Annotated in this window: 18 protein-coding genes and 1 pseudogene; 11 read left to right on the top strand and 8 right to left on the bottom strand. The window is 39.2% G+C overall.

Features of this window, described 5'->3' with window-relative positions:
• Positions 1–38: 38 nt before the first annotated feature.
• The 5 genes from HX129_RS10830 to glnK form a co-directional block, all read right to left on the bottom strand.
• Positions 39–1,343, bottom strand: a complete 1,305-nt coding sequence (locus tag HX129_RS10830) for a DNA adenine methylase (protein ID WP_130074481.1) — start codon at positions 1,341–1,343, stop codon at positions 39–41.
• Positions 1,340–2,437 (bottom strand): bifunctional diaminohydroxyphosphoribosylaminopyrimidine deaminase/5-amino-6-(5-phosphoribosylamino)uracil reductase RibD, encoded by a 1,098-nt coding sequence (gene ribD / locus HX129_RS10825; RefSeq protein ID WP_180044944.1) that lies wholly within the window; start codon positions 2,435–2,437, stop codon positions 1,340–1,342. Before ribD ends, HX129_RS10830 begins: the two co-directional genes overlap by 4 nt.
• A 21-nt stretch (positions 2,438–2,458) precedes the next feature.
• Complete coding sequence (gene nrdR, locus HX129_RS10820; RefSeq protein ID WP_065995122.1) at positions 2,459–2,929, bottom strand: transcriptional regulator NrdR; 471 nt, start codon at positions 2,927–2,929, stop codon at positions 2,459–2,461.
• 155 nt (positions 2,930–3,084) lie between these two features.
• Entirely contained in the window at positions 3,085–4,470 is a 1,386-nt protein-coding gene (locus HX129_RS10815; RefSeq protein WP_180044945.1) for an ammonium transporter, read from the bottom strand.
• A gap of 59 nt (positions 4,471–4,529) precedes the next feature.
• Positions 4,530–4,868, bottom strand: coding sequence for a P-II family nitrogen regulator (gene glnK, locus HX129_RS10810; RefSeq protein WP_004650081.1), 339 nt, complete (start codon positions 4,866–4,868; stop codon positions 4,530–4,532).
• Positions 4,869–5,143: 275 nt separating this feature from the next.
• On the opposite strand from glnK, the gene HX129_RS10805 reads away from it, so the two are divergent.
• The 11 genes and pseudogenes from HX129_RS10805 (at position 5,144) to HX129_RS10755 (ending at position 15,283) form a co-directional block, all read left to right on the top strand.
• Positions 5,144–5,365, top strand: coding sequence for an accessory factor UbiK family protein (locus HX129_RS10805; protein ID WP_130074478.1), 222 nt, complete (start codon positions 5,144–5,146; stop codon positions 5,363–5,365).
• Between the two features lie 77 nt (positions 5,366–5,442).
• Positions 5,443–6,282 (top strand): annotated as a pseudogene (locus HX129_RS10800) (YifB family Mg chelatase-like AAA ATPase); the annotation flags it as partial.
• Positions 6,283–6,382: 100 nt separating this feature from the next.
• The gene (locus HX129_RS10795; RefSeq protein ID WP_286436190.1) at positions 6,383–8,170 is read left to right on the top strand and encodes a hypothetical protein; all 1,788 of its coding nucleotides are present in this window, start codon (positions 6,383–6,385) and stop codon (positions 8,168–8,170) included.
• 305 nt (positions 8,171–8,475) lie between these two features.
• Positions 8,476–9,930, top strand: a complete 1,455-nt coding sequence (locus tag HX129_RS10790; protein WP_286436189.1) for a SulP family inorganic anion transporter — start codon at positions 8,476–8,478, stop codon at positions 9,928–9,930.
• A gap of 159 nt (positions 9,931–10,089) precedes the next feature.
• A complete protein-coding gene (arsC, locus tag HX129_RS10785; RefSeq protein ID WP_286436188.1) occupies positions 10,090–10,524 on the top strand; it encodes an arsenate reductase (glutaredoxin) in 435 nt (144 codons plus the stop codon).
• Between the two features lie 57 nt (positions 10,525–10,581).
• Positions 10,582–10,902, top strand: coding sequence for a metalloregulator ArsR/SmtB family transcription factor (locus HX129_RS10780; protein ID WP_286436187.1), 321 nt, complete (start codon positions 10,582–10,584; stop codon positions 10,900–10,902).
• A 6-nt stretch (positions 10,903–10,908) separates the two neighbouring features.
• Positions 10,909–11,382 carry an arsenate reductase ArsC gene (locus HX129_RS10775; RefSeq protein WP_286436186.1) on the top strand — a complete coding sequence of 158 codons (474 nt, stop codon included), beginning with the start codon at positions 10,909–10,911 and terminating at the stop codon, positions 11,380–11,382.
• A gap of 7 nt (positions 11,383–11,389) precedes the next feature.
• On the top strand, positions 11,390–12,433 hold the full coding sequence (arsB, locus tag HX129_RS10770; protein WP_286436185.1) for an ACR3 family arsenite efflux transporter: 1,044 nt from the start codon (positions 11,390–11,392) through the stop codon (positions 12,431–12,433).
• A gap of 5 nt (positions 12,434–12,438) precedes the next feature.
• On the top strand, positions 12,439–13,143 hold the full coding sequence (arsH, locus tag HX129_RS10765) for an arsenical resistance protein ArsH (protein ID WP_120402998.1): 705 nt from the start codon (positions 12,439–12,441) through the stop codon (positions 13,141–13,143).
• A gap of 17 nt (positions 13,144–13,160) precedes the next feature.
• Positions 13,161–14,114 (top strand): thioredoxin-disulfide reductase, encoded by a 954-nt coding sequence (trxB, locus tag HX129_RS10760; RefSeq protein WP_110975201.1) that lies wholly within the window; start codon positions 13,161–13,163, stop codon positions 14,112–14,114.
• A 101-nt stretch (positions 14,115–14,215) separates the two neighbouring features.
• Positions 14,216–15,283, top strand: coding sequence for an ArsO family NAD(P)H-dependent flavin-containing monooxygenase (locus HX129_RS10755; RefSeq protein WP_286436182.1), 1,068 nt, complete (start codon positions 14,216–14,218; stop codon positions 15,281–15,283).
• Positions 15,284–15,423: 140 nt separating this feature from the next.
• Here HX129_RS10755 and HX129_RS10750 read toward each other — a convergent pair whose 3' ends face one another.
• The 3 genes from HX129_RS10750 to HX129_RS10740 are packed head-to-tail and all read right to left on the bottom strand — an operon-like array spanning position 15,424 to position 18,930.
• A complete protein-coding gene (locus HX129_RS10750) occupies positions 15,424–16,872 on the bottom strand; it encodes a transposase (RefSeq protein ID WP_286436181.1) in 1,449 nt (482 codons plus the stop codon).
• Positions 16,865–17,980, bottom strand: coding sequence for a TniQ family protein (locus HX129_RS10745; protein WP_286436180.1), 1,116 nt, complete (start codon positions 17,978–17,980; stop codon positions 16,865–16,867). The genes HX129_RS10750 and HX129_RS10745 overlap by 8 nt, the downstream gene beginning before the upstream one ends.
• 29 nt (positions 17,981–18,009) lie before the next feature.
• Positions 18,010–18,930, bottom strand: coding sequence for a TniB family NTP-binding protein (locus tag HX129_RS10740; protein WP_000417085.1), 921 nt, complete (start codon positions 18,928–18,930; stop codon positions 18,010–18,012).
• Positions 18,931–18,934: the final 4 nt, after the last annotated feature.

The following is an 18,934-nucleotide window of genomic DNA, read 5'->3' as shown; positions in this document are numbered from 1 at the left end:
AAAAAGATGCTATTTTTAAGCATCTGTTTTATTTCGCCTTACCACAAATCCAGTTGCGTACAAACACCTGACGTATCTACTCCGCCCAATTCAGCGAAATGATAAAGCTGACCTAAGAGTTGGCGCAGTGGTGGGCCTGATTTAGCATGCGTATCGGTAATCACAATAAACTCTAAGACACGTGCACGCTCTGACTGACGTTGCTTACTCACTCGATAACGGGGTACATCTTGAGTCAAAAGCGACACTTTGCCACGTTTTAAATTGGCTTCGAGCAAGTCTTTAACTTCGATATTACCATCCGTTGAATAACTGGTTAAAATATAACGAGCATTAATCGTCGACAATAATTTTTCATACGCTTCTTGTGCATGTTTAGAAGAATTATAAGGACTTGGGCGCTCTTTACGCCATGCTCGGTCAATCCCGCTCTTAAATCCCTTGGTATCAGGTGTTGGAATATCCACTTGATCCCACAAGGTTAAAGAGTTTAAAACATGATAATTACTACTATATGCATGCTGATTATACGGCGGGTCAAGATAAGCAACATCCACTTCAAAGCCACTCATTTGATTGGCTAAATGCTGTGCATCGACACACCACATTTCTGCCATGGGTGTACTTTGTTTCGCATCTGCCCCAATGTCACAAAAACGGCTTGGCATCAACCAAAGTAAAGACTCAATCCGTTCCAAAGCAGACTGCGTACGCCCGCCCCAACCATGATGAAAGCTTTTAAATACGCCACTGGTATTACTGACAAAACTTGCTGAGTATAATAAAGGTGCAAGCAAAGCACTCATTTCCACATCATCAATTGCACCTTGCGCTTGCCATGTCGCAATTTGCTGACGAATGGCATCTATTCGCATCCCATTACGACGTTTAAAGAATAAACGGTCACGACTAGGATCATAAATCTCATCATTACGTGGACATAGATTATGGGTTACCCAACCTTTGACTTCGGGCAACCGGTTTAAATAATCTATCGCTTTTTGATACCCCCCCAATTCCTTAAATGCGGGCGCATCTGTACATGCCAAAAGTGCATGATTTAAGGCGTGGCTATAAGGTTCCCAATCATTTGCAATCACACGGTAACCATTTTGTCGCGCTAAACGCGACACCACACCACTTCCTGCAAAAAAGTCAGCAAAAATTGGAGCACGTTTTCCTTTATGGTGTAATGTCCCTGTCTGCTCCAATGCTTCTAAAATCAGATGTAACAATCGGCGCTTGTTCCCCAAATAAGGTACAAGCTGATTGAAAAGATATTCATCTGTCGTACGGGCGGCGTGACGACGTTTGTGATATACCGAAGAAGTCTCTGAATTCATACTGACTCTTGCAAAGGAGTTAATCTTAAGCGGATGTCTTGTCCTAATGGGATCACATCCTCAAGTTTAAAACGAAGTTGTTGTGACATCTGTTCAAAATTAGCATTGAACATGGCACGTGCGGATTGACCTAAAAATGTTGGTGCAACATAGCTAATCACTTCATCGACTAAATTTTCTTGTAAAAAAGCGGTCGAAAGTGTTGCACCTGCTTCAACCATCACATCATAAATTTGAAAATCTTTCAGTGTTCTGAGTAACGCTGACAAAGACTGAATTTCCAATTGTGTCACACCCAATTGGGCAAGCTCCTGACGAAATGGCCCCATGACCATGACAGTTTCAGGGTGCTTGAGAATCTGTGCATCCAACGGCAAACGCCCTTGACGGTCTAAAACAACCCGTTGTGGTTGCACGATATCATCAAGATTAACATCCACTAACTGACGTACATTAAGTTGTGGATCATCAGCTAAAATGGTTTCAATACCTGTGATCACAGCACCCGAAATGGCACGCCAATGCTGCACATCTTGACGTGCTTCATAACCTGTAATCCATTTTGACTCACCTGATGCCATCGCTGTACGCCCATCTAGACTAGAAGCGACTTTTAAACGCACATAAGGCATATCACTCGCCATCGCTTTTAAAAAGCCTTTATTTAAAACGGCAGCTTCTGGTTCACAGACCCCAACTTCAACGTGAATGCCTGCCTCTTTTAGAATTTGCACCCCCTTCCCTGACACCAACGGATTCGGGTCAGAACATGCCACCACCACATGCGCTACACCTGCCTCCACCAAACCTTTGGCACAAGGTGGTGTACGACCATAATGCGCACAAGGTTCTAAGGTCACATAAGCTGTTGCACCTTGTGCCAATTGCCCTGCTTCACGTAACGCAAAAACTTCTGCATGGGGTTGACCTGCTTTGGGGTGAAAACCTGTTCCAACCACTTTGCCATCTTTCACAATGACACAACCGACATTCGGATTTGGACGTGTGGAATATTGACCCTGTTGTGCCAATGCAATGGCTTGTCGCATCCAATATTGATGCTGTGCATCTTGCTCAAAAGAGGTAAGGCTCATAATTTTCTCAGATATTCCGTATCAATCTTGCTTTTCTTGATCACGGTGTTGCATCAATTCAATCTGACGGCGAAAAGCTTCAACGTCTTGGAAATCTTGATACACCGAAGCAAAACGCACATATGCCACATGATCTAATGCAAACAAAGACTGCATCACAATTTCTCCGATTGTCCGTGAACGTACATCTCGCTCACCCAAACGGCGAATTTTGAGTTGAATATCACTGAGTACGGTTTCAATTTGTTCTTGCGTGACGGGACGTTTTTGAAGTGCATGCATCAGTGAGCGACGTAGTTTTGACTCATCAAAAGGTTCACTTTTACCATCAGACTTATTTACCCTTGGCATCACCACTTCATAGGTTTCAAAAGTGGTAAATCGTTCTGCACATTTAATACATTCACGGCGTCTACGAATTTGGCAACCTTCAGCTGCCAAACGTGAGTCGATCACTTTACTATCTGCGGCGTTGCAAAATGGACAATGCATAATGATTTAATTGAACACATTTGTAAGATTTGCTTTAGTGTATCAAAAAAAAGGATTGTTGTTGAGCTTTACGCAATATATAGAAAAAAAACAGCCCAATTGGGCTGTTTTCCACAATATATAGTACTGCTTTAGATGTAATTCTATGATTAGTCTTATTCGATACGCTCGCCATGTTGACTTAAATCAAGTCCCATACGCTCATCATCTGTACCAACACGGATACCAATCACCAAATCAATCACTTTCAAGATGATAAAAGTCATAACCGCAGAATATGCAATTGTTGCAAGCACACCTTCAACTTGTACCCAAATTTGATGCATCATGTCAGTTGGAGCTTTTTCACCCATGATAAATTCACTTGCAAATACCGCTGTTAGAATGGCACCAACAATACCGCCCACACCATGTAGACCAAATGCATCTAAAGAGTCATCTGCTTTAAGGATACGTTTAAGACCAGAGATTCCCCAGAAACAAACCACACCACCAATCAAGCCCATAATCAAAGCACCACCAACAGTGACAAAACCTGCCGCTGGAGTGATGACCACTAGACCTGCAACTGCACCTGATGCAGCACCCAATACAGATGCTTTCCCACGTACCACTTTCTCAACCAATAACCATGAAATTGCTGCTGCGGCTGCGGCAATTTGTGTGGTCATTAAAGCATAGGCTGCTGAGCCGTTTGCACCTAAAGCAGACCCACCATTGAAACCGAACCAACCGACCCAAACCAGACTTGCACCAAGCACGGTTAAAGTTAGATTATGTGGCGCCATTGACTCTTTACCAAGCCCAATACGTTTACCCAATAAATATGCGGTAACTAAGCCTGCTACACCTGAATTGATATGCACCACCGTACCGCCTGCAAAATCAAGTGCACCATCATTCATTAACCAACCACCACCCCATACCCAATGGGCAATAGGGGCATACACAATCACGACCCAAATTGTAATAAATGCAATATAAGCACTAAATTTCATACGTTCAGCGATAGAACCGCTGATAATCGCCACAGTAATAATGGCAAAGGTCATTTGAAAAATAACAAAAAGAATTTCAGGAATCGTACCACTGAGTGCATCGGTTGTGATACCTGAAAGCATGAGTTTATCTAGATTACCAATAAAGGCATTACCACCACTAAAGGTTAAGGTATAGCCAACGACCACCCAAACAATACTTACAATTGCAGCAGCAAGTAAGCTGTGTGCCATGGTACTTAGGACATTTTTTTTACGCACCATACCGCCGTAGAATAATGCGAGACCAGGAATCGTCATCAGCAAAACCAAAGCAGTTGAAACCAAAATCCAAGCCGTATCACCCGTATTTAACGTTGGTTCTTCTTTTACTGCTGGAGCAGCAACAGGTGTACTTTCTGTTGTTGATATAGATGTTGGCGTAGCAGCACTTGATGCTGTGACTGCTGTAGCAGTGGGTTCAGTTACGCTTTCTTCAGCCCACGCAACTGATCCACCAAGAAGTGCGCCAGACAGGCTGAGCGCAAGTAGTATTTTTTTCATTCGTATCCCCCAACCAAGTTTTTCTGAGTTATCTGTTACTCAGCAAACTTCATGCCAAATTAAACAGCATCCGCACCAGTTTCACCTGTACGAATACGAATGACTTGTTCTAGATTAGTGACAAAAATTTTCCCATCACCAATTTTCCCAGTGCTTGCAACACGTGTAATTGATTCGATCACTGAATCTACCATTTCGTCACTGATTGCAATTTCAATTTTCACTTTTGGTAAAAAATCAACGACATATTCAGCACCACGATAAAGTTCAGTGTGACCTTTTTGACGACCAAAACCTTTCACTTCTGTGACGGTAATCCCTTGAACGCCAATTTCTGACAATGCTTCACGGACATCATCTAATTTGAATGGTTTTACAATTGCTGTTACGAGTTTCATGTTGTTTTCCTTCGGCTTTTATCACCAGTAAGGTTTTATGTTCAATTTTCATGCCAAAATTACTTAACGGTTGGGGAGTGTTAAGTGATTTTGTCAGAAATCGCCTTGTACCTTATTTTATACATTTTCTTGTAGTTTTCACTTTAAAAATTTTATATTTGCGATTGATTTTTTGTATTTTATTATTAATTCACTCGATACTATTCAGTTAACACTAGGGTCTATTTCAAAGCAATGTTAAACTAAACCAATCTCACTATTTTTTGGACATTAAAATGATTGAAACACTATTACAGGCAATTTTGGAACAAATTGATCAACCCAAGAAAGATTTAGAGCACAATTTACGTGCATTACTCAATGAAACTGTCAGTAAAATGGATCTGGTCTCAAAAGATGAATTAGAACGCCAAAAAACTGCACTACAAAATGCCAATACCCGTTTAACAGCCTTACAAGCACAAGTTAAGACCCTAGAAACCTTGATTCAAAAATAAAAAATAATATTTTTTGCACAAAAGAAGTGCATAAAAACAATAAAACGATTAAAAATAAAGCAAATTGGAATAATAACATGTCTTTTGCCAAAATTTATACACGAGGTTTACTCGGGTTACATGCACCACAAATAGAAGTTGAAGTTCATGTCAGCGCAGGTTTACCCTCTTTAACCATTGTAGGTTTACCTGAAGCTGCGGTGAGAGAAAGTAAAGATCGAGTGCGCTCAGCCATTATTAACAGTGGTTTTCAATTTCCGACCAAACGTTTAACCATTAATTTAGCCCCAGCCGATTTACCCAAAGATGGCTCACGCTTAGACCTCCCCATTGCAATGGGGATTTTAATTGCCACAGGTCAAATTCCTGAAGGTCAAACGGATGATTTTGAATTTATTGGGGAATTAGCACTCGATGGGCATCTTAGACCAAGCTCAGGCACATTGACCATTGCTATGGCATGCCAACAGGCACAACACTGCTTAATGCTCCCCACAGAAAATGCAACAGAGGCAGCACAACTGCCTGAAATCAAAGTCTTCGCTGCGTCTCACTTAAAACAAGTCTGTGCGCATTTTTCCAATACGCAAACAATTTCTGCAACTGAAAATGTAAGTACTGCATTGCAGCAACATTATAAGTTTGATTTAGCAGATGTAAAAGGACAAATGCGTCCACGCCGAGCTTTAGAAATTGCAGCTGCTGGTGGGCATTCTATTTTATTTAAAGGTCCACCCGGCACAGGCAAAACATTATTAGCCTCTCGGCTACCCAGTATTTTACCGCCACTCAATCATCAGGAAAATCTGCAAGTTGCCAGTATTTATTCGATTGCCAATTTAAAGCATCACTTTGGACAACGTCCCTATCGTGCTCCGCACCATACGGCATCTGCTATTGCCTTAGTCGGTGGCGGGTGTCAGTTCCACAAATAAATCAGAGTTTACACAAATAAACTAGAGCAAGAATAAAAATTATATTATCTATTAGCTTTAATTTTTCATTTTGTAAAAATATATGCCTGTTAATAATGACAAAATAACGACTATTGATTGCTTCCCAAACGATAATATTAGTCGAGTGGTTTATAGATATGGTGGACTTGTTCGAAATGAAGATAACGACTCAACTAATCCTTTTGTTGAAGTGTTATTAATTGAGATTAGAAAAAGTGATCAATGGTTATTTTTAGATAAGTGCTCAACATTCCTTGTTCCCGTACTTGATCTTGATGCTGTTCAACATGGCAGTATTTGGGATGGAAATGTTTTAACCGATCAATCCTATCGATTTTCAGGAAAACTCATTACAAAACGATTTTCTTTCGACTTCACCAATAATAAACCTAAGAATATAAAACTTACTGACAGAATCCCCAATACTTCTGAATACTACATTCCTTTAAAAAACTATTTCCTCCCAAATAAAGTTGATTATGTTCTTCAAGGCTATCCATTTACCAAATACACCAATGATTCATATCGTAAAGTGAATCATTGCCTAATGCATTCCAATGATGGAACTCAAGTGATCACATCATCAATTCATATTTTGCATAGCTTATTCGTCAATCGGAAGGATATTAGGGGACTTTTATTAGGAACTTCGAGTCAATCCATCATTAATCGTTTTTTAGAATCTTATACAACAGAAATTGTGGACGGTAATGTTGAATATAAAATTCAAATCAGAAAGCCCTATGAAGATATTGGCGAGACTGCAATTATTTTTCTTGCTAATCTCGCCTTAAATCCTTATGTACAGATGATAGTTGATAAAATTCAAAGAAGTATGGAAGTTACTGAGTTTAATCATCTTCAGCATGGTACAGGCACAAGGTATCCCATTGTGTTTCCGCCACATCCCACCAAGCTTTCCCTTGAAACAGAAGGAATTTGGCTGGATGACAATAAAACTCGTTTTTTTATCACTAGAGTGAAAAAATTTGATCCTATTAACGATCACATGATTGATGTCAACAAAGACCTTACCAATACAGTTTCAAAGCCTGATGAGAAAAATCCTCGTCCTCGTGAAAAAAGTCAAAATAAAAATGAGCATATCAATACACAAAAACCACCATCAAGAACAAGCGGTGAATATCGTAAGCGTTCTGATGTGGAAACTGGAAATACACAAGGTATTTTGAAGTATTCTTTTAATGAACCAACTAATGATCCAATTGAAGTTGGCACAGCCAATCATCCATATTCAGATAAATCAAAAGATGTCGAAACATCATCTGATGAACCTTATGGTAATCAAAATACTAAGATCAAAAAATCTGAAACGACAGATACACCACCTAGCAGAGATGAGCGCTTTGATATTCAATATATTATTCAATCTCTCCAAGAACTTGCCTCAGAAATGGACTCTCCTCTAGAACATATTTCTGCAATTAATGAACATGGTGAAATGATAGCGAGTATTAATTTGCTTCAAATCAAAAAACTTGTGCCTGAACCCAAGCATCCTTCATGGATTGATTATGATAAAGGGCGAAAACTATTGTTCTTAAAATTAGACTTAAAAAATCAAAAAAGTTTTTCCTATCTCATCGATATACATAAAAATAAAAATCATGAAGCATTTTGTGCTTTTCTTATCTTTACACAGCAGAAGTTAACAAGCGCACAAATTAAAAAAATCTGCATTGAACTAGAAAGTGCCAAGGGAATAAAAAAATGGGCACTGTACTGTGATAGTTTCATTCATAAAATGATTGCAATAAAACATTTATATGCAACACCAGATGAATGGAAAAATCGCTTTAAAAACTTATTCATCAGCTTACAGAAGTAGGTGATTTTCTAATTAAAGAATATTTTCATACAACTATATGTGCATGAAATTACTTTGTATTTCATTTTTTCTATAAATTTGCGGAATAGAAAAGAGTGAATTTGTAGTCCACTTCACCTATAATAGCTGTCCAATTTACATTTCCATCCGTATTCACACACTTATGATTTTGACTCCACCCTAGTTTATTTACCCATCTTTTTGTAAATAACTCATCACTGTCTAGTGATGTGGTGTAGTCGCTTGTGTGTTGTATATATCACATCACTAGCCTTTATCTAAAACTATATAAATAGGCTATTTTTATGTTTTCCAATGTACGAGAACAATGGTTCTCGAATATCCGTGGAGATGTGCTCGCAGGTCTTGTCGTCGGTCTAGCACTTATTCCAGAAGCAATTGCATTTTCAATTATTGCTGGTATAGACCCTAAAGTGGGTCTATACGCATCCTTCTGTATTGCTGTTGTGATTTCCTTTGTTGGTGGTCGCCCAGCAATGATTTCAGCCGCAACAGGTGCTATGGCATTACTCATGGTCACACTCGTTAAAGAGCACGGATTACAATATTTACTTGCAGCGACGATTTTAACTGGCGTGATCCAGATTTTAGCAGGTTACTTAAAGCTTGCTAAATTAATGCGATTTGTATCCAAATCTGTCGTTATTGGCTTTGTAAATGCTTTAGCCATCTTGATCTTTATGGCTCAGCTTCCAGAACTGATTAATGTGACATGGCATGTATACATTTTAGTCGCTTTAGGTTTGGCAATTATTTATCTATTGCCATTAATCCCAGTAATAGGAAAATTACTTCCATCTCCACTTGTTTGTATCATTGTGATTACACTTATTGCTATTTTCTTAGGTATCGATGTCAGAACTGTTGGTGATATGGGATCATTGCCTGATACGCTTCCTGTATTTTTAATCCCTGATATTCCTTTAAATCTCGAAACACTGTCTATTATTTTACCTTATGCGATTGCTCTAGCAGCCGTGGGTTTGCTTGAATCTATGATGACAGCAACTATTGTCGATGAAATGACCGATACGCCAAGTGATAAATATCAGGAATGTAAAGGACAAGGTATTGCAAATATTGCTTCTGGCTTCATGGGCGGTATGGCAGGTTGTGCCATGATCGGTCAATCGATGATTAACGTGAAGTCAGGTGGTCTAACACGATTATCGACTTTTTCTGCGGGTATTTTCCTCTTAATCTTAGTGGTCTTTATTAGTGACTGGCTCAAAGTCATTCCAATGGCTGCATTGGTTGCTGTGATGATCATGGTTTCAATCAGTACTTTTGAATGGAGTTCAGTAACCCAATTAAAAGACAATCCAAAAAGTAGTAATGTTGTGATGATTGCGACTGTTATTGTTGTCGTAGCAACACACAATTTGGCATTAGGCGTTTTAACAGGTGTACTGCTATCTGCATTGTTCTTAGCGAATAAGTTAGAGAATGATATTCAAGTCATCGCTTCATTTGAAGGTGACACCCGTTTATATGATTTACACGGTCAGATCTTCTTTAGCTCTTCAGAAAAATTTATGCAGGGTTTTGACTTTAAAGAAGATGTTAAAGATGTAATTATTGATTTAACACACTCTCACATTTGGGACGTAACGTCTGTGGCTATGCTTGATTCCGTGGTCAACAAGTTCCAAAAGAATGGTACAAATGTCACGGTTCGAGGCTTAAATGAAGCCAGTTCGATCATGATTGATAAATATGGAGTTCATTCAAGGGGTTAATTTCAAGCAAGTTATAACTTCATTTTATGAGCAATGACACTATGAGAAATCACGGTGTCATTTTTTATAGTTAATTTTATTCGCTATATAAATATGGATTTGCATATATATGCTTATTCGTATATAAATATAGTTGTAAATTTAATTGAGTTTGAGCAAATGTCTGCTACTCCAAAAGTGAAGATTTATCACAACCCTGAATGTGGAACATCACGCAACACATTGGCCTTAATTCGTAATGCCAACATTGAACCTGAAGTGATTGAGTATCTAGTTACACCTCCATCTAAAAGTGAACTGATTCAAATGATTGCGGATGCGGATTTAACGGTGAGAGAGGCTATCCGCAAAAATGTTGCTCCATATACAGATTTAGGAATTGATCAAGAGGATTGGACTGAGGATCAATTGCTTAACTTTATGCTTCAGTATCCAATTTTGATTAACCGTCCATTCGTGGTAACTGAATTAGGAACTCGTTTAAGTCGTCCGTCAGAACTTGTTTTAGAAATTCTGCCCCTCCCACAAAAGGGTGCTTTCACTAAAGAAGATGGTGAACAAGTGATTGATGCAGATGGGCAGCGATTGAAATAAAAACTTCACGGATATATATGAATATTAATATATCCATATGTTTGAGTGAGTGAAAATATGGATCAAATCAATTTCTTTAAATGTTTGGCTGATGAGACACGATTCAACATTATCATGTTGGTTCTTGGGAATAATGAGCAGTGTGTCTGTGATTTGACTGAAAAACTAGAGTTGAGCCAACCCAAGATTTCACGGCATTTAGCCTTACTGCGTTCTTCTGGTCTTTTACAAGATCGACGCCAAGGACAATGGGTCTATTACAGTCTCAATCCTAATTTACCCACTTGGTGCGTAGACGTACTTAACACCCTTAAAAATGCTGATTTACAGCCAAAAGTTGCTCCATCATTTCAACAAATCAATAGTTATTGCGAGTAGAAAAATATGAAATTCCTTTTTTTGTGTACTGGAAATAGTTGCCGTAGCATCCTGTCAGAAGTTCTGTTTAATAATCGTGCCCCAGAGGGTTGGAAAGCATACAGTGCAGGTAGTAAGCCATCAGGGCAAGTACATCCATTGACCATAGAAACTTTAGAAAATCTTGGTCTTTCAACAGATGGTTTGTGGAGTAAAACCATTGATGATTGTGAACAATATCAACCTGATGTGGTGATTACGGTTTGTGATTCAGCAGCGCAAGAAGCGTGTCCGCTTTATTTGGGTGGAGCGATCAAGGCACATTGGGGTTTGGCTGATCCATCACACTTAGACTTACCTAAAGAAGAAAAATTACAGGCATTCCAAGTGACTGTAGACCATATCAATCGTCGTTTAGATGCTTTATTTGCATTGGATACAGCACACATGTCTCGTCCTGAATTGATTGCTGCAATCAATCACATCTCAGATATTGAATGAGAACATCATGGCTCAACAAAGATTATCCTTTTTAGATCGTAATCTCACGCTATGGATTTTCATTGCGATGGGGTTGGGAATAGCGATCGGTGTGTTCTTTCCACAAGCGTCAGTGGCATTGGATAAAATGAGTGTGGATTCCGTCAATATTCCAATTGCGATTGGTTTGATTCTGATGATGTATCCACCATTAGCAAAAGTAGACTATGCTGCGCTACCACAGGTGTTTAAAGACAAAAAAACCTTAACTCTGTCTTTGGTACAGAACTGGGTGATAGCACCAGTATTGATGTTTGCTTTAGCCATCATTTTTCTACATAGCTATCCTGAATACATGACAGGCTTAATCCTGATCGGTTTAGCTCGCTGTATTGCGATGGTCTTGGTGTGGAATGGTTTGGCTTGCGGAGATAACCAATATGTTGCTGCATTGGTTGCTTTTAACAGTATCTTCCAGATTTTATTTTTCAGTACCTATGCTTGGTTGTTCTTGACCTTCTTACCACCTTATTTTGGTGTTGCAGGACAAGTGATCAATGTTGATTTCTGGACTATTACCCATGCTGTTTTGGTTTATCTCGGTATTCCGTTTTTATTTGGTTTCTTGACGCGCTTAATTTTGGTGAAACAAAAAGGCGTGGAGTGGTATCAAACCAAGTTTATTCCGAAAATCAGTCCTCTAAGTTTGATTGCTTTGCTGTTCACGATTTTGGCTATGTTTAGCCTAAAAGGTGGTGATGTTGTAAGCCTGCCAATGGATGTTTTACGAATTGCGATTCCTTTAACAATTTACTTTGTCTTGATGTTCTTTATTAGCTTCTTTATGAGCAAATGGATGGGCAATGATTATCCGAAGACAGCAGCAATCTCTTTTACTGCGGCTGGAAACAACTTTGAATTGGCACTTGCTGTAGCGATTGCAACTTTTGGTTTAGCTTCACCTGTGGCGTTTACCACGGTAATCGGCCCATTGGTTGAAGTACCAGTGTTGATTGCTTTAGTCAGTGTGTCTTTGTGGCTCAGAAAAAAGTTTTTTAAAGCAGAGGTGTAATTTCTATGACTCTCCCAAATGTAGATATGAATCTTTTGGATCAACCGACTTTAGAAAAGGTACAAGCTAAAGAGTTGGATCATCCACCACGTATTTTGCTGCTCTATGGCTCTAACCGTGAGCGTTCATACAGCCGTTTGGCCGTAATGGAAGCAGGACGTATCTTGGAGCACTTTGGTGCCGAAGTAAAAATCTTTCATCCTAAAGGGCTGCCTTTACCTGAAGATGCGGACACTGAACATCCAAAGGTTAAAGAGTTGCATGATTTACTCGCTTGGGCAGAAGGAATGGTGTGGTGCTCGCCTGAGCGTCATGGCTCCATGAGTTCAATTTTCAAATCGCAAATTGACTGGATACCATTGGCAGGCGGTGCAATTCGTGCAACGCAAGGTAAGACCTTAGCTTTGATGCAGGTCAGTGGTGGTTCGCAGTCCTTTAACAGCCTAAACCAGATGCGTATTTTAGGCCGTTGGATGCGGATGATCACCATTCCAAACCAATCGTCTATTCCCAAAGCTTTTTTAGAGTTTGAAGAAGATGGCAGGATGAAACCTTCATCCTTCTATGATCGAATTGTCGATGTCATGGAAGAACTATATAAGTTCACCTTGCTCACTCGTGGGCAGAGTCAGTACCTCACGGACCGTTATTCAGAGCGAAAAGAGTCGGCAGAAGAATTATCTAAGCGTGTCAATCAACGTAGCTTATAAACTTTAGGTGATCAGAAATGCAAAAGAGACATTCTAAATTAGTGATCTTAGGTTCAGGGCCTGCGGGTTATAGTGCTGCTGTGTATGCAGCACGTGCAAACTTAAAACCTACATTGATAGCGGGTATACAACTTGGTGGTCAATTAACAACGACCACTGAGGTAGATAACTGGCCGGGCGACCCAGAAGGTTTAACTGGTCCTGCACTTATGGAAAGAATGCAAGCCCATGCTGAACGCTTTGGTACAGAGATTGTGTATGACCACATCAATGAAGTTGATTTAAGCGTCCGTCCATTTGTGCTAAAAGGCGACATGGAAGACTTTACTTGTGATGCACTGATTATTGCAACAGGTGCGACAGCACAATACTTGGGTCTTGAATCTGAAGCTAAATTCATGGGTCAAGGTGTCAGCGCATGTGCAACTTGTGATGGTTTCTTTTATAAGAATCAAAAAGTCATGGTCGTGGGTGGTGGTAACACAGCAGTTGAAGAAGCACTTTATCTTTCAAATATCGCTGAACATGTCACCTTAGTTCACCGTAGAGACAGTTTACGTTCAGAGAAAATTCTACAAGATCATCTTTTTGCCAAAGAAAAAGAAGGCAAAATTAGTATTCTTTGGAACAATCAAGTTGATGAAGTCTTAGGTGATAATACTGGTGTTACTTCAGTTCGCTTGAAGTCAACTTTGGACGAAAGCATACAAGATATTGAAGTTCAGGGCTTATTTGTTGCTATTGGTCACAAACCGAATACAGGTATGTTTGACGGCCAACTCAATCTACGTGATGGCTACATTCAAGTACAAAGTGGTACTTCAGGCAATGCAACAGCAACTTCTGTGGCAGGGGTATTTGCTGCGGGTGACGTTGCGGACAGCATTTATCGCCAAGCAATTACTTCGGCAGGCTCAGGCTGTATGGCAGCTTTGGATGCCGAAAAGTATCTTGATCAATTGAGCAATTGAAAGGCTCATTTAAACGCTTGAAAATTTTATAAAATACGCCCAGTCTGTTGAGTAGACTGGGCGTTATTTTGATTATGACTATAAATAATAGGAGAGAAGCTTTGACTCAATTACAAACTGAAGTCGATGTAATCATTATTGGTGGTGGTCAGGCAGCCCTTGCCACAGCTTATTTCCTCAAACGTAAGAAAATTCCATTTATTATTTTAGATGACCAATCTCAGGCGGGCGGTGCATGGTCACATGCTTGGGAATCTCTTCGTCTTTTCTCTCCAAATACTTGGAGTTCGTTGTCAGGTTGGATGATGCCAACAACTGAACAAACCTACCCGACGCGAAATGAAGTGATTGACTACTTGTCTGCATACGAGCAACGCTATCAATTTCCGATTATTCGACCAGTTCATGTCGATCATATCGAACAAAAAGATGGCTATTTAGATGTGTATGCTGGCGATCAATATTGGCGAGCTAAAGCGGTGGTCAGTGCGACAGGGACATGGAGTCAGCCTTATATTCCGCATTATGAAGGACACGAACGATTTGAAGGATTACAAACGCATTCAGCCCATTATGTAAATCCAGAGCCTTTTATTAATAAAAAAGTGATCGTGGTTGGTGGTGGTAATTCAGGGGCACAAATTCTTGCCGAAGTATCAAAAGTTGCAGATACCACTTGGGTCACAGTAACACCACCTCAATTTTTATCGGATGATGTTGATGGGCGTGTTTTATTTCTTCGGGCAACTGAACGTTTTAAAGCCCAACAGGAAGGTCGTGTGATTGATCAACCCGTTGGTGGTCTGGGTGATATTGTCATGATAGACAGTGTCAAAGAGGCCCGCGAACGTGGCATACTACATAGTCGAGAGCCTTTTACCTCATTTGAGGAGCATTCCGTTGTTTGGGCTGATGGTACAAGACAAGCAGTGGATGCTGTGATTTGGTGTACAGGATTCAAGGCCTCACTGGATCACTTAAGAAGTCTGAATGTTGTGGAACCTGATCAGACGGTTGCTGTGAATGATGGACGCTCAATAAAAGTAAATAACCTTTGGTTAGTTGGCTATGGAGAATGGACAGGCATGGCATCCGCAACTCTCATTGGGGTTTCTAGAACAGCTAGATCAACAGTAGATGAAATCGCTACTTATTTGTTTAAGTTATAAGTTAAACAGGGTTATTAGAGTATTTGAGCCTGTAAATTATTTAGTACAGTCTCAAGCATTTTTTAAAGTACTATTCATACTCTCCCCCTACTAAGTTTAAGAAAAATGTTTGATAACGATTTTACTGATAAAACAAATGGCTAGTTATTTTTTTGATGCTCTATGGTTTTTGGTAACCAATATGAATGTCCATTAAATTTTACATCATAACCATCTTCTATTTCTGTAATCATTTCTGTTTTAATCTTTAGAGCATCAATGTAAGGAAGTTGATGAAAATACCTAAGCCCATTTCTCACCCAACTTAGAATAAGTTCATTGTCACTTAAATCAGTTTGGGTAAGTGCAACAAGTTCCATTTCTAGTTTTTTCTTTTGCTTAGTCTTAAAAAAAGAAGACTTTTTTAATTTTAAATAATCAATAGAAGTACCGTAATTCTCATTTAAAAAGTTAATGAATCCAGTGAGTGCAGCAGCTTGACCCGAATAATCAGCCAAATACGCTTTGACATGCTCCAAATTTGGTAACTGATCACTTTCTTCCCCAATTGACAGCATTAACGCCACAGCAGGCTTTATTGCCAACCGAGCTGAACGTATTGAGGTATCACCTCGTTTGATTTTTTCTTCTAATTTATTCTTGTATTCCAGTACAACATCATAAGAAAAAGATGGTTGCAAAATACGTTGCACAAGCTTTTCCATCTGATCTCGTTCTGAACAACTTTTTTTGTTATCCATATCTATTCGAATGTCATGCACTTCTTCAAGCCATTGCATCACCAATTCAAATTTTCTAAGCCCACTACTTCGTAACCTCACTAATAACTGCTTTGGGGTAGGCACAGATTGATTCCAATCTATTTCGGTTTTCATAAAGAAATGGGTATGTTTATTTATATATAATGCAGCTTTATGTGATCCAACTTTCTTTTCTAACCAGCCTGTATAGTTTTCATACTGCTGTTTTAAGTAACTAGACTCAAATACTTTCTGATTTTGATCAAATTTATTCCATAAATTTTGATGCCAATAACAATCATCGCATAAATCAGCACAACCTGCTGCAATCATACAATGACATGCTTTACAGGATTTCTGAGGCTTATCTCTACATTTTTTACACGTTCTTTGTCCTGATATATCAGACTCCAATAAACGATGCTTCTGGCACGATGGACATGTCTCATAATCTCGTGTCGCACATTTTGGGCATACCCGTAGATCATCATTAAATCGTGAAATTCGGGTCAATTTTTGTGATGGCGTACCACATCGTTCACAAGGCTCAATGGGTCTGAAATACACGGAACAACTATTACACACCACACCATATTCGGTCAGCTTACCTATTGGTTTATTTGTCTGATTACATCGAATACAGGGTTGTTTCTTAATACATTCATTACAGATAGCTTGTTCATCATCTCTAGGGAGTCGGGCAAATTCACCACAACTTGGGCATAATCGTTTTTTAAAGATACGAGCATAACAAGTCGAACAATATTTCTTGCCTTTATATCGTTTTTTTATGAAAGAAACAGACTGGTTGCATCCATGACAGTCATGTTCAATAACATTTTCAGTCAATATGCCTCGCTCCACTATTATTGCTTCTTCTTAATAAATTTAACCATTGACGTTGTACAGTCGCTTTAGATTTTGGCTTAGTAACAGTTATTGCTACACGAGAGACAGGATAACGTCTTGTAGGCTTAATCATTAAATCTTTCATCTGTTGAAGCTGAACAGGCAACTTCTTGCGCTTGTCCCAAAAGTTTGCACGACTTACTCCATATTCATTTGATCGCTGTACCAATAAATCACATGGAATATCCATAATCTGATCCAATATTGAAAGCAAAACTATTCGTTCCTGAGTATTCAGATATTCAAATGCCAAAGGAGTAATTGGATTTGGAAGATGTAAATTTACGTCAAAACTTTCAAATAATTGAATCACATTTTTATTGGGCGTATTGACCAAAAATCTGATCTCACTAAGCCATGCACGAGCAATTTCAAACCATACTTGAGAAGTTACTGGGGATTGATTATAAAAACCAAATTTTTGTTTTAAGACTTGCTCTGCTTTATTTTGGAAGTCTAAAGCATTTAAATTGATGATTTTATTTTCCTCACAACGCCTTAAATCAAAACCACATGTCGTACAGATCGCTAAACAACCATGCTCCATATCGGCTTTAAATGGTTGGATCGTCACACCACATTCAGGGCAATGGTCAATTAAACTTACTTGATGCTCAACACAACTACAATGCCACCCCATACGCCACATTAAACGCAAATAAGGCGGATTTTCACGACTTTTCAAGCATCCAACACACACTTGCCGACCTGATGTATTTGAGCGGTTTCGTGTGCCCAAGGATAAAACCCAAGGGATATTTTGCTTTGGATCATAATTTGTGTGTATCTCAGAAACAACGCTACTCAACATCGATTGCTGTATATTTTGTTTTGACTCCATACTATGAGACAACAGAGCATCGAACCTTTCTGCATCTACCCCTTTGTCTAAATCAATCGTTAATGCTCTCCATTTCCCCCATAAAGCCTCAATGAGAACCATAGGTGAGCAACCTACATCTAAGGCGGAACGTATCAACCACGATGAGAATACTTCCCCTTGCTGAATGGGAGTTCTGATATACCAACATTGTTCAGGTTGACTCATCTCTAACTCCCTATAATGATTTCGCAGAATTAACTTAGGCTGAGATTTATATTTCTAATATTTCTTAAACCCTCAGTCGGTTTAAGCCATTTAAACTTATGTACGATGTCATAGGTGATTTCTTCATCACCTTGTAAAATGGCTTCTTTGGCACACTCCACCAGTAATCGATTTAAATCCCCCAGATTTCCACCTGACACTTCAAAAATCAACGTAGCAATCTCTTTGGATGCAAGGTTAGACTGTTTTTTTAATGGCAATAATCGAACATAGCTGACTAATAATCTTAAAAAGTCTTGATTGAGTTCCCATTTGGGTAAATTCACCACATCAAAGCGACTGGCATATTGCGGATCAGTATGCAGTATGGTGATTGCTTCACGAGTACCGACACCTACGATATTCAGACTCAATTCATTGCTGAGGTTCTTGAGTGTGTTCATGACTTCGGGAAGCAATTTGGCTGAACCTGTCAGACAATTATGAATTTCATCGATAATCAACATTTTTGTTTCATACTTACGCATCAAGTGTACGGCTTGATTTCGTAATTTGGCTTCAGGATCACTTGCCCGAAATGGCACAAAGAAGTGATTTAAAATATTAATATAGAGTTCTTTAACATTCGCTTTTGCTGGAGCAAGTATCGGTAAAACAGGCTTGGTCACGGACAATAAATCCATGTCAGCATCACTTACGGTTTTTGTATAATACTGTCTAGCAAACTCATGAATGATAGTTGTTTTACCCATATTGGAGTCACCCACAATCAGTAGGCACTCAGGTCTTAGTTTTCTGGGGCGATTCAAAATATCGGTCAATGTATTCATGATGGTAATGGCTTTCTTATAGCCAATCCATCGATCAGTAAATAATGTCTCAATCCGTTCACTATCGCTTAATTGCATGATTTCAAGTACATGCTCTGCAAGATGTTCATATTTTTCCATCACA

Source organism: Acinetobacter sp. 251-1 (assembly GCF_030329305.1).
Classification (GTDB): domain Bacteria; phylum Pseudomonadota; class Gammaproteobacteria; order Pseudomonadales; family Moraxellaceae; genus Acinetobacter; species Acinetobacter piscicola_A.
The sequence above is the reverse complement of the archived record's forward strand: the minus strand, read 5'-3'. Positions and strand labels throughout refer to the sequence as shown.